Origin of the sequence: Bacillus sp. FSL R5-0603, assembly GCF_038050295.1 — a bacterium.
Lineage (GTDB): Bacteria > Bacillota > Bacilli > Bacillales > Bacillaceae > Bacillus > Bacillus subtilis.
Window position 1 is genome coordinate 3,121,603 of the sequence record NZ_JBBOYP010000001.1, and the last position, 14,959, is coordinate 3,136,561.

15 protein-coding genes are annotated in these 14,959 nt (G+C 46.7%); 3 read left to right on the top strand and 12 right to left on the bottom strand.

What is annotated here, in order from left to right:
• Window positions 1-13: 13 nt before the first annotated feature.
• From NYE56_RS16130 to NYE56_RS16155, 6 genes are all read right to left on the bottom strand, one after another.
• Complete coding sequence (locus NYE56_RS16130) at window positions 14-952, bottom strand: isochorismatase (RefSeq protein ID WP_268555105.1); 939 nt, start codon at window positions 950-952, stop codon at window positions 14-16.
• Between the two features lie 27 nt (window positions 953-979).
• Entirely contained in the window at window positions 980-2,599 is a 1,620-nt protein-coding gene (locus NYE56_RS16135) for a (2,3-dihydroxybenzoyl)adenylate synthase (RefSeq protein WP_341284102.1), read from the bottom strand.
• A gap of 28 nt (window positions 2,600-2,627) precedes the next feature.
• On the bottom strand, window positions 2,628-3,824 hold the full coding sequence (gene dhbC, locus NYE56_RS16140; protein WP_015483641.1) for an isochorismate synthase DhbC: 1,197 nt from the start codon (window positions 3,822-3,824) through the stop codon (window positions 2,628-2,630).
• A 25-nt stretch (window positions 3,825-3,849) separates the two neighbouring features.
• Window positions 3,850-4,635, bottom strand: a complete 786-nt coding sequence (locus NYE56_RS16145; protein WP_341284103.1) for a 2,3-dihydro-2,3-dihydroxybenzoate dehydrogenase — start codon at window positions 4,633-4,635, stop codon at window positions 3,850-3,852.
• Between the two features lie 193 nt (window positions 4,636-4,828).
• Window positions 4,829-5,698, bottom strand: coding sequence for a ferri-bacillibactin esterase BesA (gene besA / locus NYE56_RS16150; RefSeq protein ID WP_341284104.1), 870 nt, complete (start codon window positions 5,696-5,698; stop codon window positions 4,829-4,831).
• Window positions 5,699-5,911: 213 nt separating this feature from the next.
• Window positions 5,912-6,508, bottom strand: a complete 597-nt coding sequence (locus tag NYE56_RS16155) for a sulfite oxidase-like oxidoreductase (protein ID WP_341284105.1) — start codon at window positions 6,506-6,508, stop codon at window positions 5,912-5,914.
• Window positions 6,509-6,608: 100 nt separating this feature from the next.
• On the opposite strand from NYE56_RS16155, the gene NYE56_RS16160 reads away from it, so the two are divergent.
• Entirely contained in the window at window positions 6,609-7,211 is a 603-nt protein-coding gene (locus NYE56_RS16160) for a biotin transporter BioY (RefSeq protein ID WP_341284106.1), read from the top strand.
• Window positions 7,212-7,279: 68 nt separating this feature from the next.
• Here the strand turns inward: NYE56_RS16160 and NYE56_RS16165 are convergent, their stop codons facing one another.
• Both NYE56_RS16165 and NYE56_RS16170 read right to left on the bottom strand, forming a co-directional pair.
• Window positions 7,280-8,608: a Na+/H+ antiporter family protein gene (locus tag NYE56_RS16165; RefSeq protein WP_335387352.1), complete on the bottom strand. Its 1,329-nt coding sequence runs from the start codon at window positions 8,606-8,608 to the stop codon at window positions 7,280-7,282.
• Window positions 8,609-8,755: 147 nt separating this feature from the next.
• Window positions 8,756-10,258 carry a leucyl aminopeptidase gene (locus NYE56_RS16170; protein ID WP_014477856.1) on the bottom strand — a complete coding sequence of 501 codons (1,503 nt, stop codon included), beginning with the start codon at window positions 10,256-10,258 and terminating at the stop codon, window positions 8,756-8,758.
• A 157-nt stretch (window positions 10,259-10,415) separates the two neighbouring features.
• Between NYE56_RS16170 and NYE56_RS16175 the strand changes: the two genes are divergently transcribed.
• Window positions 10,416-10,892, top strand: coding sequence for a divergent PAP2 family protein (locus NYE56_RS16175; protein ID WP_268548023.1), 477 nt, complete (start codon window positions 10,416-10,418; stop codon window positions 10,890-10,892).
• A gap of 29 nt (window positions 10,893-10,921) precedes the next feature.
• On the opposite strand, the gene spsC is transcribed toward NYE56_RS16175, so the two are convergent.
• From spsC to NYE56_RS16195, 4 genes are all read right to left on the bottom strand, one after another.
• Window positions 10,922-11,578, bottom strand: a complete 657-nt coding sequence (spsC, locus tag NYE56_RS16180; protein ID WP_341284107.1) for a stationary phase survival protein SpsC — start codon at window positions 11,576-11,578, stop codon at window positions 10,922-10,924.
• Window positions 11,579-11,681: 103 nt separating this feature from the next.
• The gene (locus NYE56_RS16185; protein WP_003243877.1) at window positions 11,682-12,002 is read right to left on the bottom strand and encodes a YuiB family protein; all 321 of its coding nucleotides are present in this window, start codon (window positions 12,000-12,002) and stop codon (window positions 11,682-11,684) included.
• 53 nt (window positions 12,003-12,055) lie between these two features.
• Window positions 12,056-12,199 carry a YuiA family protein gene (locus NYE56_RS16190; protein ID WP_003243733.1) on the bottom strand — a complete coding sequence of 48 codons (144 nt, stop codon included), beginning with the start codon at window positions 12,197-12,199 and terminating at the stop codon, window positions 12,056-12,058.
• A 173-nt stretch (window positions 12,200-12,372) separates the two neighbouring features.
• A complete protein-coding gene (locus NYE56_RS16195) occupies window positions 12,373-13,593 on the bottom strand; it encodes an NAD(P)/FAD-dependent oxidoreductase (protein ID WP_341284108.1) in 1,221 nt (406 codons plus the stop codon).
• Between the two features lie 331 nt (window positions 13,594-13,924).
• On the opposite strand from NYE56_RS16195, the gene yumC reads away from it, so the two are divergent.
• Window positions 13,925-14,923, top strand: a complete 999-nt coding sequence (gene yumC / locus NYE56_RS16200) for a ferredoxin--NADP reductase 2 (RefSeq protein WP_003220618.1) — start codon at window positions 13,925-13,927, stop codon at window positions 14,921-14,923.
• Window positions 14,924-14,959 lie beyond the last annotated feature (36 nt).

The following is a 14,959-nucleotide window of genomic DNA, read 5'->3' on the forward strand; positions in this document are numbered from 1 at the left end:
GTTTACCCTCCTTTTATAAATAATCCGCGTTTGGCAGCACTTGCTGGCTGCGGGTTGTGAGCAATTTCTGCCATTCTTCGATCGTTGGGCGTTCAGCCAATTCCACGAAAGTCACCTCTGCCCCTTCACGGCGCCATTGTTCCACCAATGTCATGATCCTTACCGAATCAAGACCACGATCGAGCAAATCCTCTTGATCTGTGATGTCTTCCGGTGTTTCTTGTAGAAGCTCAGCAATTTGTTTACGGATATTCTCACATGTAAACACGTTCTTTTTGCCAGTGTTTGCTGACGTTTTTTGAACGTCTGCCGGCGCATTCTGCAGCTGATCAAGAAGACTGTCAGTCATCACGGTAAACGCACAGCGTCCAGCCGCATAGTCCAGCGCCATTTGATGTTTTTCTAATGAAAAATCAGCAACTGCATCTCCCACAAAAAAGGCTTTAATATCCTCCATAAATGCTTCACATGCTGTAACAAGACAGCCGATATGGGCGTAAATTCCTGTAATGATCAGCTGATCGCGTCCCTCTTTGCGCATCATTTCAAGCAGATTCGTTCTCTTAAACGCGCTGTATCTCCATTTTGTCAGCACAAGATCATCATCCTCTGGTGCCAGCTCAGTTATAATTTTTTCCTCATAAGGACCGCTGTTTAATCCCGGACCCCAGAAATCTGTCAGCAGTGCACGGTCAGCCGGATTTTGGCTTCCCGGCTGTGCGGTATAGACAACAGGAATCCCAAGCTGAACACATTGATTCTTCAGCTTTCGTATATTCGCTGAAAGCTCTGTTACCGGAGACGCTCCAGCTGTGAAAGCATCGACAAAATAGTTTTGCATATCGTGAATTAACAAGACAGCCCGATTCGGATCAGGCACCCATGATACTTTGTTTTGCGGCATATCAGATGCTGTCGGCATTTGATACGGCTGAATGGCAGGTATAGCCATTTGAACACTTCCTCTCAAATTGTTGTTTTATTTTTTTAGCCCTGCAAGAAGTTTCTCGGAAATGGCTTCACGAAGAGCCTTTTTGCTTACCTTTCCTACCCCTGTCTGCGGAAAGGATTCGACAAATTCAACTCGGTCAGGGATTTTATATGCCGCCAGTCCGCGCTCTCTCAAAAATGCTTTGAGCTCTGCGGCTTTTGGGGCTTCATCCCGGGGAATAATGAACACACAAGATCTTTCGCCAAGAAACTGGTCAGGCATGGAGACCATTGCCGCATCATGGACAGCCGGATGCGCCAGCAGATGATTTTCTACCTCTTCAGCCGCAACCTTTTCTCCTCCACGGTTAATTTGATCCTTCGCCCGGCCTTCAACGACAATATACCCGTCTCGTGTCAGCCTGACGATATCACCCGTACGGTAAAAACCGTCCTCAGTAAATGAAGCGGCATTATGCTCTTCCGCCTTATAGTAACCTCGAATTGTATACGGTCCCCGCGTCAGCAGATGGCCTGTTTCACCAGGTTTTACGTCGCGATCATGATCATCCCAAACACGCACTTCATCATATGGGGACATCGGTTTTCCTTGGGTGTTGACAATGATCTCCTCAGGATCATCCAATCTCGTATAATTGACGAGACCCTCTGCCATTCCGAACACCTGCTGCAGCGTGCAGCCGAAAACAGCTTTTACTCTGCGCGCGGCTTCAGCACTAAACTTGGCACCGCCGACCTGCAGCACTTGAAGGCTGGATAAATCATCACGGCGTGAGGATGCCGCATCCATCCATACCATCGCAAGAGGCGGAACAAGAGCGGTTATCGTGACCTTTTCCCGTTCAATTAAAGGAAATGCGTCATCTGGACTTGGAGAAGGAGATAATACCACTCTTCCTCCAGCGTATAATACGCCGAGAACGCCAGGTGAGCTCAGCGGATAATTGTGTGCCATCGGCAGCGCGGCCAAGTACACCGTGCTGTGGTCGAGCCAGCAGACCTCCACACTCCGCTTCAGGCTGTATATGTAGTCATCGTGGGTCCTCGGAATCAGTTTCGATAGCCCAGTGCTCCCGCCAGAAAGCTGGAGGAACGCCACATCCGAAGACTTGACTTCAGGCAGTTTTACAGGTTCTGTATGCAAATCCTCCAGCGGCAAAAATTCCTCTGCCTCACCAGCGACAATGATGTTTTTCAACGTCGGCAGCTTGCTTTGAACTTGTCTGGCAAGCGTACGGTAGTCAAAACCGGAATAAGCGTCGGGAATGATATATGCAGCCGCTTCAGCAAACTCGCAAAAATATGTAATTTCACTGCTTCGATGAGAAGGCAGTGCGAAGACTGGAAGCGCCCCCAGACGGAAAAGCGCGAAAATGACTTCAAAAAACTCTTTGATATTTGGCAGCTGCACCACGACACGATCCATCTGTTGAATGCCGAGCTTTCGAAATCCGGCAGCCAAACGATCAACCCTTGTGTCAAGCTCTTGATAGCTCCAATGGGTGTTCCCGCATGTAATCGCAATGCGGTCGCCATATTTGGCTGCCCGGTCTCTTAACAAATCTCCAAACGTCTCGCCGGCCCAGCAGCCATTCTTTCGATAAGTCTCAGCTAACTCATCAGGCCAAGGCGTAAATCCTTTCAGCATGTTGCATCCCTCCAGCAATTCATTCTGTTCATATGTGATCCACGCCCATTGCCCGCAGCATTGTCCGAAACTTTGCGGACGTCTCCTGAAGCTCGTCCTCGGGCTTTGAACCGGCCACAACACCAGCTCCAGCATACAAGCGGAGTGAGCGTTCTTCTGCCTCTGCACAACGGATGGTCACGATCCATTCTCCGTCACCGGCATCGTCACACCATCCGACCATGCCGGTAAAGAAACCGCGGTCAAATGGTTCAATGCTGAGAATCGCTTCTCTTGCAAGATCAGTCGGTGTTCCGCAGACTGCTGGCGTCGGGTGGAGCGCCGCCGCCAATTCAAGTGCGGTTACAGACGGATCGGAAAGCTCTCCCTTAATCACGCTGGACAGGTGCCACATCGTTTCCGTTTTGATCAGTGAAGGCTTCTCCGGAACCTCCAGCGTCCGGCAGAAAGGTCTCAGCGCTGCCGCAACCGCGTCAGCGACAACCGCGTGCTCATGAAGATCCTTTGCGGAAGAAAGCAATTCTGCTGCCCGGCGCTGGTCTTCAACAGGATCATTACTGCGCGGCCTTGAGCCGGCTAATGGGTTGGAAACGACCTGTGTTCCCATCCTTGAAACGAGAAGCTCCGGACTTGCTCCGAGCAATGTTCGGCGGGGAGACGTTTCCTCCTGGCTGGACACGTCTGCGGCAAACGTGTAGCCATGCGTGTTATGCTGAGCCAGATGGCGAAGCAATTCATCCGTCTGAATCGGTTCAGGCGATGTCAAATGCAGCGATCTGGATAGGACGATTTTGCTGAGTGTTCCATCGGCAATGCGTGTCAGCCCTTGTTCAACACCATTTTTATAATCCTCAGGTTCAGGAACAGGCTTTATGTGATATGTATGCCCAGCCTGCTGTTCCTTTTCCTCATGATCAAATTGAAGCGGTCCTGACCAGCGCACTTCTTCAGGTACAACGAGCCGCGCTGCTTTTACTTGATCAAAAGGAACGGCCCCGACAACAAGCGGCCGGCTTTGCCCTGATTGTTTTGCCTGACGTAACGTCTCTGCAATTCGGCCAGAAAGGGTTTCTATTTGGTTTTGCCCGTCTGCCTCCGGTACGATTTCACATATGCCTTTCGCTAACAGTACACGATGAGGAGACGCTAAGAAAAAGGCGCCCGGCTGATATTCATGAAGCAAATGCTCCGCTTTTGTTTCTGTTATAACGTTTTGATCCAACATTCTCATGAACCTCCTTTAAATTCAGTTACACGCCTAAGGTCGCGCCGCCATCTACGACTAAATTATGCATCGTAATATGCCCTGCCTGGTCAGAAACCAAAAAGAGCACCGCATCCGCAATATCCGAAGGCTTGGCTAGTTTTTTGAGCGGGATCCCTGTTTTAAATGTCTCAAGTGATCCTTTTATGACTTGCTCCGCTCCATTCTCGTCGGCCCATAATGACCACTGCATGTCTGTTTCCGTTGATCCGGGAGATACAATGTTGCAGCGAATATTGTATTCTGCAAGCTCAAGGCCAAGGCATTTCGTAAACATCACAGCCGCAGCCTTTGAAGACGCATATGCCGCCATAGATGTTCTTGGTACACCGGCAGCATTCGATCCAACTGTTACAATCGAACCTGATCTTCGGTCCATCATATATTTGCTGACTGAACGCGAGGCGTTAAATACGCCAGTCGAATTCACTGAGAACGTCGCCTCCCATTCCTCATCGCTAAGTGAATGGATCAGTCCCGGGCGAAGGACACCCGCTACATTCACTAAAATATCAATCGGCCCCATTTCACGTTCAATGCGCGCCGTGATCTCGTCAATCGCCGCGCTGTCTCTCACATCCGCAGGAAAAGCTTCTGCATGGCGGCCTTCTGCTTTGAGGCTGCTCACAACTCTTTCCAGCTTTTCAGGATTATAATCAACTGCCGCAATATGTGCGCCTTGACTGGCAAGCGTCCGCGCAACAGCTTCGCCTATTCCTTGGGCAGCCCCTGTTATAAAAGCAATTTTTCCCTCTATACTCTTTGCATTCATATCATCAATTCCTTTCTTCGCTCTAAATGCCAAACAGACATCCAGCGAAAAAGACTGCTGCGCCTTGAAAAACGCAATCTATTGATAATGATTATCATTATCAATTATAAAAATAATCATATCCAAATGTCATGTGACAGTCAAATATAATTTCAGTGACAAATATTTTTTTAAAGGCAAGGCTGAGTATGTCTCAGCCCATTGAAAGATGCGGTCCGTCAGGGTGAAGCGCAAAACGCAGCGCCCTGCTGACCAAAACAGGAAGAACTGAAATATGTCCTTCTCCTGAAAACTCGCAAAATTCTGCCCGTATGCCTTGTTCAGATAAAACGGCCAGCCGCTCATAAAGCTCCCTTGCATTATCATTCATCCGGCTTTTATGATGCTGCTCTAATTCTCCTGCGGCAAGCAGGATATTGATAGGCTGATTGTTTTTCTTGGTGAGAGAGACGAAATGGTCCGTTTTCTCGAGAATAAACGGTTTATTCCAATGAATGGACGGACTTCCTGCGATATACGTTTGAAACGCATCGGGCTTTGTTAGCAGCACCTGCAGCACGAAAAGCCCTCCGAGCGAATGGCCAAAGATTGTTTGTCTATTTTTATCAATCTGGTAATCTCGTTCTATCTCCGGTTTTAAATCCTCTTCAATAAATCTGAAAAAGCCCTCCGCTCCGCCATGCTCCGGCCATTCTCTGCCGTCGGGCCTTTCCGGCAGCTTCGATTGGGCTGTTGGCATTGTAAAATCCCGGTGGCGTGCTGAAGAGAAAGGCTCCGCTGTCTCATAGCCAATGCCGACGATCACTGCAGGGATCACCCCGGTTTTTTCGGGTCGGCGTCCCTGTAATCGAACGGCTTCCGTCATCGTTCCGAAGACAGAATTGGCATCCAGCAGATAAATCACAGGATAACCAGCGGGTGGCGACGGCGTACTAGGTTTCGAGATAAAAATGTGATAGGTACGGTTTTCATTGCGTGAAGACATCATACGCACTTCCGTACCAGGAATCGTAAATGCGTTTGATGTCCCGCCATTTGTCCGGTCTGTTGTTTGCTCTTTCATGCAGTACGACATTCCTCTCCTTAAACTAAACCGCAATGTATGATAATGATTTTCACTATCAACTAGACACCTCAAATAATAGGTTTTCTTCCAAAGAAAGTCAACTTTTTCCCGAATAAAAAAGGCACCTTGATCAAATAAGGTACCTGCAGACTATCAATATGGAAGTAAAAACCCAATAAAGATGCGGATTGTCCTATTTGAAATAGAACCTTAATCCCATGTAAACCTTTGATTTTGCCATGGGTCGCCTCTCATGTGATAGCCATTCCGCTCCCAAAAGCCAGGGTGATTTTCTTTCGTAAATTGGATGCCGCGCAGCCACTTGGCGCTTTTCCAAAAATATAGATGCGGAAATACACCCCGCAGAGGAAAGCCGTGTTCAGGGGTTAAAGGTTCGCCATTATGCGCATAAGCCAGAAGGGAAGTTTCCGCTAAGAAATCATCAAGCGGCAGATTGGTCGTCCAGCCCTCTTCAGCATGTAAAATGACGTAGCCAGCTTCTTCTTTTACACCCGCTTTTTCCGCTATATCACAAGCCCGCACGCCTTGCCACACATTATCAAGCCTTGACCATCCCGTGACACAATGAATGTCATTTTTCGATTCATACCGTGGAAAGGCTTTGACATCTTCAAAGCTTAGCAGCATCGGATGGTCAACCAAACCGTATACTTGAAGATTCCATTTCGTCATATCTTCGTAATATGGGACATTTCCGGTATGAAGCACAGGAAATGAAGTGGTGATGTTTTGATTTGGCGGCACTCTTCCAGATTGATCGGACTGTCTTGTTTTTCCGAAATACATATGGGCCTCCTTTTTGTTAACCTAATTTAAAATCATGTTGACAATCTTTTTGTTCTTTATTACTCTATGATTGTGTATGTCAACCTAAGGGGGAACAACGATGAAACAACGTAAACTTCGTGCGGGAGATATGGCGCTGATTGGCATGTTCGCCGCACTTATGGCTGTCGGGGCCAACATTACATCAGTAGCACCCTTTTTACAAGTAGCCGGCATTCCGCTTTCGATGCAGCCGTTTTTCTGTCTCTTGGCAGCTTTGCTTCTTGGCAGCAAACGAGCAGCGATGGCCATGATTGTATATGCACTTGTGGGATTGGCAGGAGCGCCTGTGTTCGCTCAATTTTCAGCAGGCTTCGCACCGTTTGCAGGGAAAAGCGGCGGGTTTATTATCTCATACATCCCGGCAGCATTTGCAGCGGGATGGTTTTTAGAACGAAACATTCAGCCAAGTAAAATTCGATTTCTCATTGCTTCACTTATCGGAACGGCGATCATGTATCTCATCGGCACTACCTATATGTATCTTGCACTGAAGCTGTGGATTCATACGCCAGTAAGCTACGGCACGGCTTGGGGCTTTATGATTTGGTTTATGGTAAAAGATACAGCGCTGGCTGTGATACTGTCGTTTATCGCACCAGCAATCTACCGCTCTATTCATAAAGCAACCGGCTTTAACAGAAATCACATATCATCTACGTAAAAACCGTTCTAGTGGACGGTTTTTTATCATAACGAGAAAAGGCTCCCCAGTAAAGGGGAGCCTTTTTCCTATAAAACAAGCGCTGCAATCCAGCCAAAGATGATAAGCGGGATATTATAAAATATAAATGTCGGCACACAAGTGTCCCAAATGTGGTGATGCTGGCCGTCCGCACTCAAACCTGAAGTCGGCCCAAGCGTACTGTCACTGGCAGGTGAACCGGCATCGCCGAGGGCAGCAGCAGCTCCGATAATCGCAATCGTTGCCATCGGGCTGAATCCAAGCTGCATGCATAGAGGCACGAAAATGGTTGTGATAACAGGAATCGTCGCAAAAGAAGATCCGATCCCCATTGTAATTAATAAGCCGACAATGAGCATCAGCAATGCGCCCAAGGACTGACTGTGTCCGATAAAACCGGCTGACGTTTTGACCAGTGACTCGACATCTCCGGTTTTCGTTAATACGTTTGAAAATCCGGCTGCAACAAGCATGACAAAGCCGATAAAGGCCATTAAAACCATTCCATCAGTAATCAGTGAGTCCGCTTCATCACGCTTCATCACACCGCTGACAAACAGAACAATCAGACCAGCGAGCGCCCCCATAATCATTCCTTCTACTCCCAAAGTCTGAGATAAGTAAAGCTGGACGCCGAGTGACACAACAATGGCTAGAACCGCGATACCAATACTTTTTCTCGTATATGGCGATGCTTCTGCACCTGAAATATCTTTTGTTTCATATTGTTTCGGTTTACGGTATACGATCACTGATAAAATAAGGCCGACAACCATACCTGCAACTGGAATAATCAGTGCGTACGGAATATCAGCAAGCGGAACGTTTAACCCGGCATCCGCCATATTGTCCTTCAGCATGCCTTGGAAGATTTGGCCGAAACCGACCGGAAGCAAAATATAAGGAGCCGTTAAGCCAAATGTAATTACACACGCGATCAGACGGCGGTCCATTTCAAGTTCATTAAAGATTTTCAAAAGCGGCGGAATCAGCACCGGAATAAACGCGATGTGAACCGGAACGACGTTTTGCGAAAAACAAGATACAATTAAAATAATCAGCACAATCAGCACCTTAGACAGTGCTTTTTTTCGAGAATCTTCTTTATTTCCGATTAATTTAACGGAGGCTTCCACCATTGCGTCCGGAAGACCTGTTTTCGTCAAAGCGGCGGCAAACGCGCCAAGCATGGCATAGCTGACTGCAACGGTGGCATTTCCGCCGAGACCGTCTGTGAAAGCTTTAACCGTTTCGCCAAGACCGAGCCCGCCTGTTAACCCGCCGGCCAAGGCGCCTATAATTAATGCGATAACAATATTGACACGCAGCAGGCTTAATACAAGCATAAGCAGGACTGCGATGACGACTGCATTCATGATGATACCCCTCCAAAAATCCTTTAGTTTGCTAATGTAGTAGATAGATAAAGTACAAACGTATCGTATCATAATCGATCCACTTTAGTCAACTAAAGATTTCGGAAGAAAAAAATCCCTGCCGCATCATACAGCAGGGATTTTTCATTACTCGTTTTTATCTTCTTCCAATGTAAATCGCTCCGCAAGTGTAGCCAGTGTTCTTGCCATAACGCCGGTAGCCCCGGACGGCCCGAAGCAGGTTGCTTTATTGGCAGTCGCTGTGCCTGCAATATCAAGGTGAACCCAAGGTGTTGACTCAGCGAATTCACCAAGAAACGTTCCTGCCATAATCGCATGTCCCTCGCGTCCCGGTGAATTGTTGAGATCCGCCATTTGGCTGCTTTTCACGCGTTTTTTATCCTTCTCTGTTATCGGCAGCTGCCAGATCGCCTCGCCGCACTCTTGTGCAGCATCAGCTACCTGCTGGTAAAAGCTTTGATCATTTGTCATTGCGCCGGTTGTTTCTGTTCCTAATGCCACAACGACGCCGCCGGTAAGCGTAGCTACATCGACAAGAACTGATGCGCCATGCTGTTTCGCATATGTAATGCCATCTGCAAGCACTAGCCTTCCTTCAGCATCCGTATTAAGGATTTCTATTGTTTTTCCGCTTAAAGATACGATCACGTCATCCGGCTTCATGGCCCCGCCGGAGATCATATTATCGGTTGATGGAATAACGCACAGCACGTTTTGCTCAGGACGAAGCTCTCCGATCGTTTCCATAGCACCGAGAACCGCAGCAGCTCCTCCCATATCTGATTTCATGCCGACAATTCCAGATTTCGTTTTAATGGAGTAGCCGCCTGTGTCAAAGGTAATTCCTTTCCCGACTAGTCCGACGACGTCTTCCCATTCCTTTTTGCCCTGATATTTCAACACAATCATTTTCGGCGGTTCGGTGGAGCCTTGGTTTACCGCAAGTATTCCGCCCATACCGAGCTCTTCCATCTCTGATTTCTCCAATATCTCACACTCAAAATCATATTTCGCCGCAAGCTCTTCAGCATACGAAGCGAGGTCAGTCGCTGTCAGCATGTTTCCCGGCATATTCACAAGCGTTCTAGCCGAATTTGTCCCTTGTCCGTATGCCTGGCCGACGCGAAGCCCCGCCTGCACTTCCTGTGTATCTTCATCTGTTACAACATACACGGCTTCAATTTGTTTGTCAGGCTCATTTGATTTGTGCTTATAATCCTGCACCTCATAGGAAGCAAGCAGGCAGCTCTCAGCTAAAGCATGAGCGGCATCGGCTGGAGGCACGTCTTCCGAAATAAACGTATCAAGCAGGACAGCAGTTTCTTGTTTTCGATCTTTATGAATGGCTTGAAAAACATGAGCAAAACGTTCCTTCGCCTGTTCAAACGAATAATTTGCTTCTCTCCCCAGACCAACGAAATAAATCCGTTTCATACCCGCAGAAGATGGAGGGAATACTTTTGATACTTGATTCGGTTTCGCAGAGACATCACCCTCTTTTAAAAGCTGTGTCAGATGGCCTTCGAGCATTTCATCAATTTCCAACGCTTTTCCTGTCAGCTGGCTTTTTTGAAAAAGCCCGACCACAAGGGTTTCTGTATGCTCTGATTGTTGAACCGCATAAAACATGAGGCTTACACTCCTAACGTAATGGGTATTTGTAATGAACAATGGTATAATAGGAAAAACATTCTTTCCACTATACTTATTTTAACAAACAACAGTCTAAGACTTGCTTTTTTCTTTTGAAACACGAAGGATTTTTCAAATAGAAAGGATGTCGCCGATGGAACTTTTAACGAATTTTCCTTTATTATCAAGCCTGGCCGCAATTATTTTTGCTCAGGTCATCAAAGTGCCCATACAGTTTATCGTGTCCAGAAAACTGGACTGGTCGCTGGTCACAAGCACAGGCGGCATGCCGAGCTCTCACTCCGCAGCGGTCACTGCGCTTTCAACAGGCGTAGCCTTGGAGCATGGATTAGGCTCCTCACTCTTTGCGGTTTCCGCCATTTTCGCCGTCATCACCATGTTTGACGCAACCGGCGTCAGACGTCACGCCGGTGAGCAGGCAACAGTCATTAATAGGCTTGTTATTGATTTTAACCGTTTCGTAAATGAAGCGAAGGACTTCCCTAAGGCTGAAGAGAAAGAAAAGCAAAAAAAGCTGAAAGAGCTTCTCGGACATCAGCCGATCGAAGTCTTTTTCGGAGGCTTAACAGGTATTTTACTGACATTGGCACTCGCTTACTTTTTCATGTAAAAAAACGCTCCTGCTTTCGCTGGAGCGTTTTATTCTTTCACAGTTTTATATTGATTTCTGAACACTTGCAAAGATTTTGTTTCATTGAGCTTCTCAATCTCATCCTCCGTAATCTTTCCCGTTCCCTTTTTAATCACATATACATCAAGGGTTTTTTTGCCCCATTCATTGTATACATCTTTGACGGTTTCAAAGTACAGATCAAGGCGGTTTCCCTTAATTGCCGATCCTGTGTCAGCTACAACGCCGAGACCGTAGTTCGGAATGAATAAGATCGTGCCAATCGGAAATACGGACGGGTCAGCAGCAACCGTGGAATATAAATCCCTTTTCACTTTCACACCGGAATATGTAAGCCCGTATAATGGATCACCAGGATTTTTGCCCGTCGACTCAGCTCCTGCTGTGTAGCCTGTTGCTGTTACTCTTCGGACTGGATATTCATCCCAATCAAATGCCTCTTCTAACTGTTTAGTTTTATCCTCAGCCGCGGACGTGGTTTGTGTTTGTTTCTGCTGCAATGCTTTTAATGTCAGTCCTGCATGCTTCAAGTGCTTATCTTGATGTTCCTGCACCCATTTTGACAAGTCCTTCGCTTCAATTCCTGACACTGATAAAAATGTCGTGCCAAATGCAAGCAGAAATAAACAGGTCATCAGCAAACGTCTGATCATATTCAACATCATTCACCTCTCCTCCGAATCATTGTTCCCAAGTGGAGAGAGCATTATTCAAAATGGTGAATGAGATGAACGCATAAAAAAAGCTTTCTTTAGAAGAAAGCGGCATTTAAAACATTTGATATCCTCTTTTTCTGAGCATGTTGATCGCTATACCGGACACGATGGCGCCGGCCAAACCGCTGACTAAAATCAGCACATCAGCAGCCGCTAATGATAAGACACGATGAAACAGACTGGCAAAGGATTCTCCCGGCGACTGGACATAGCTGATCAGCTTTTCTTTGCTGATAATGAAAAGGCATACAATTGGATAAATCACAGCCATAATCCAAGACATTCTCAGCAGCATGTTTAATAAGAAACCGATTCCAAAAAACAAGACAAAAAACAAAACAATTGAGATGATTACGACTGGCAGACTAATCAACCTATTCCACCCCCCTGCGTTGTTTTTAGTGTAACGCGGGGGCTGAAATAAAGTCAACGGCTGGAAAAAGAATGACTGTCTTTTCCTGTCCCCTGGCAAGACGGACAAGTCTCTGAACCGCCGAGAATCAATTGAAAATATCCTTTCCCTGAACAAAATGGGCATGCATGTGAAGCGGTTGTCGTTGCAGTTTTCATCTAATCATCACCCTTTTTTCTTAATTTTCTGATAATATACCATATCAAGCTGTCAACAATAAAGTCAGATCATGTGACAAATCTTTTGATGTAAGCGGAAACATACTTATTTTCCTCTCGTTCTCTTTTTATTTTGGCGTTTTTCAATAAAGAAAACCCGCTTCCGCGGGTTTTTAGAAAAACTTGAACTTGCCTTTTTTCAATGTCAGTCCGAGTCCGCCAATCATAAACAGTGAGCGGTTATCAATGACTTTTTTCATAAACAAAGCGGGCGTGCCTTTCAGCTTTCTGCCATAAACAACCCCAACAGCGTTATGCTCGCCAAGAGAAGCCACTGTTCCCTTAATGTCCGGCTTGAATTCCTCAAGCTCTCCGCCTTTAATAAGCCTGCCAAGGTTTTTAGCGACCGTTATGCCCTGCTGCATTGCAATTTGCGCAGTCGGCGGATACGGGCGCTCTGTATCTTCATTCATAAACAGCGAGCTGTCGCCGAGAATAAAGACATTGTCATGTCCCGGGGCGCGGAGATCAGGGTTGACTTTGACTCGGCCGCGCATATTCTCAAAACCGGCTTCCTCCACAATCGGATGACCGCGGACACCTGCTGCCCATACAACGGTTTGCGATTTGATCTGCTCTGGTTCCTCATCTTTTTTGCCGACTCTGACTCCTTCTGGTGTGCATTCTTGTACAGCCGTGCCGATCTTGAACTCAACTCCGTTTTCCTCAAGATAATGTACGGCGTAATCAACAAGTTCCGGATCAAAGCCCGGCAAAACGGTCGGCGCTGCTTCCACACAAATAATGCGGACAAGACTTCTGTCAACGTCATACTCCTTACAGAGCTCCGGCACGCGAGCAGCCAGCTCGCCAAGAAATTCAATTCCCGTAAATCCGGCACCGCCAACAACGATCGTTAACCTGTCCGGCCGTTTTTCCGCTTCCGTATTGTAAGTCGCAAACTGCAGCTCAATATGTTCCCGCAGCAGGCGCGACGTGTTGATGTTGGCAATCGGAAACGCATATTCTTTTAAGCCTTTAATGCCGAACGTTTCAGGCACGGCGCCGAGCCCGATGACTAAATAATCGTACTGCAGTTCTCCATTCGCAAGCACAACTTTTTTCTCATCAATTTTGATTGCCTTTACGGTATCCTGTACAAAATTAACCCGTGACTGGTTGATTACATCTTTTATCTGATAACGGCAGCGGTCATGATGGAGCGTACCCGCGCTCGCTTCATGCATCCATGTCGTTTCATAATGATAATTGTGTTTATTTACAAGCGTAATGTCAGCATCATTCGGCCCGACATACTTCGTCAGCCTTGTCACCGTCATCAATCCGCCATACCCTGCACCTAAAATCACGATTTTGGGCTTATTCAATGCCATCACATCCACCTTCTCTTTTTTTGCTTTTGTTAGACCCATAATAAAATCATCATTTGTGTTAGCTTCAGCTTATTGGCGGGATTTTATGAAATATATTGAAAAGTTTTTTGTGAAGTCCTTACCCATAGCACTATTATCATGTTTATCCGGCTGGCCCAAGAAACATTCAGAAAAAGATCATTTCATTTGGTTATTATCGTAGCGGCCTGCGGAAATATTTTCAAGAACGGATGGGCACGTTAGATCCTTACGATTTTTTCTGCTGACTCGTCAATTTGAACGGCAATATGGTATAATTAATAACAATTTTCATTTAGGAGGCAATTTTCGTATGCGAGAGGATACAAAGGTTTATGATATTACAATTATAGGCGGGGGACCGGTCGGCTTATTCACCGCTTTTTACGGCGGGATGAGACAGGCAAGCGTCAAAATTATCGAAAGCCTGCCTCAGCTCGGCGGACAGCTTAGCGCCCTATACCCTGAGAAGTATATATATGATGTAGCGGGATTCCCGAAAATCCGTGCGCAAGAGCTTATCAATAACCTAAAAGAGCAAATGGCAAAATTCGACCAAACCATTTGTCTGGAGCAAGCGGTTGAATCTGTTGAGAAACAAGCGGACGGCGTGTTTAAGCTTGTAACAAATGAAGAAACCCACTACTCTAAAACGGTCATCATCACTGCAGGAAACGGCGCATTCAAACCGAGAAAGCTGGAACTTGAAAATGCCGAGCAGTATGAAGGCAAAAACCTCCATTACTTCGTTGATGATCTGCAAAAATTTGCCGGCAGACGCGTTGCGATCCTTGGCGGTGGAGATTCCGCGGTTGACTGGGCGCTTATGCTTGAGCCAATCGCAAAAGAAGTATCGATCATTCACCGCCGCGACAAGTTCCGTGCGCACGAGCACAGTGTGGAAAACCTTCATGCGTCGAAGGTTAATGTCCTGACACCATTCGTCCCTGCGGAGCTGATCGGCGAAGACAAAATCGAACAGCTAGTGCTTGAAGAAGTGAAAGGCGACCGCAAAGAGATTTTAGAAATTGATGACTTAATCGTCAACTACGGTTTCGTTTCATCTCTTGGACCGATCAAAAACTGGGGCCTGGACATCGAGAAAAATTCCATTGTCGTAAAATCAACAATGGAAACAAATATCGAAGGCTTCTTTGCAGCAGGTGACATTTGTACATACGAAGGAAAAGTCAACCTGATTGCCAGCGGCTTCGGTGAGGCACCGACAGCAGTGAACAACGCCAAGGCTTACATGGACCCGAAAGCCCGCGTACAGCCTCTTCACTCAACAAGTCTTTTTGAAAATAAATAATAAAAAAGGGAGCTTGTGTCTGCGACACAGCTCCTT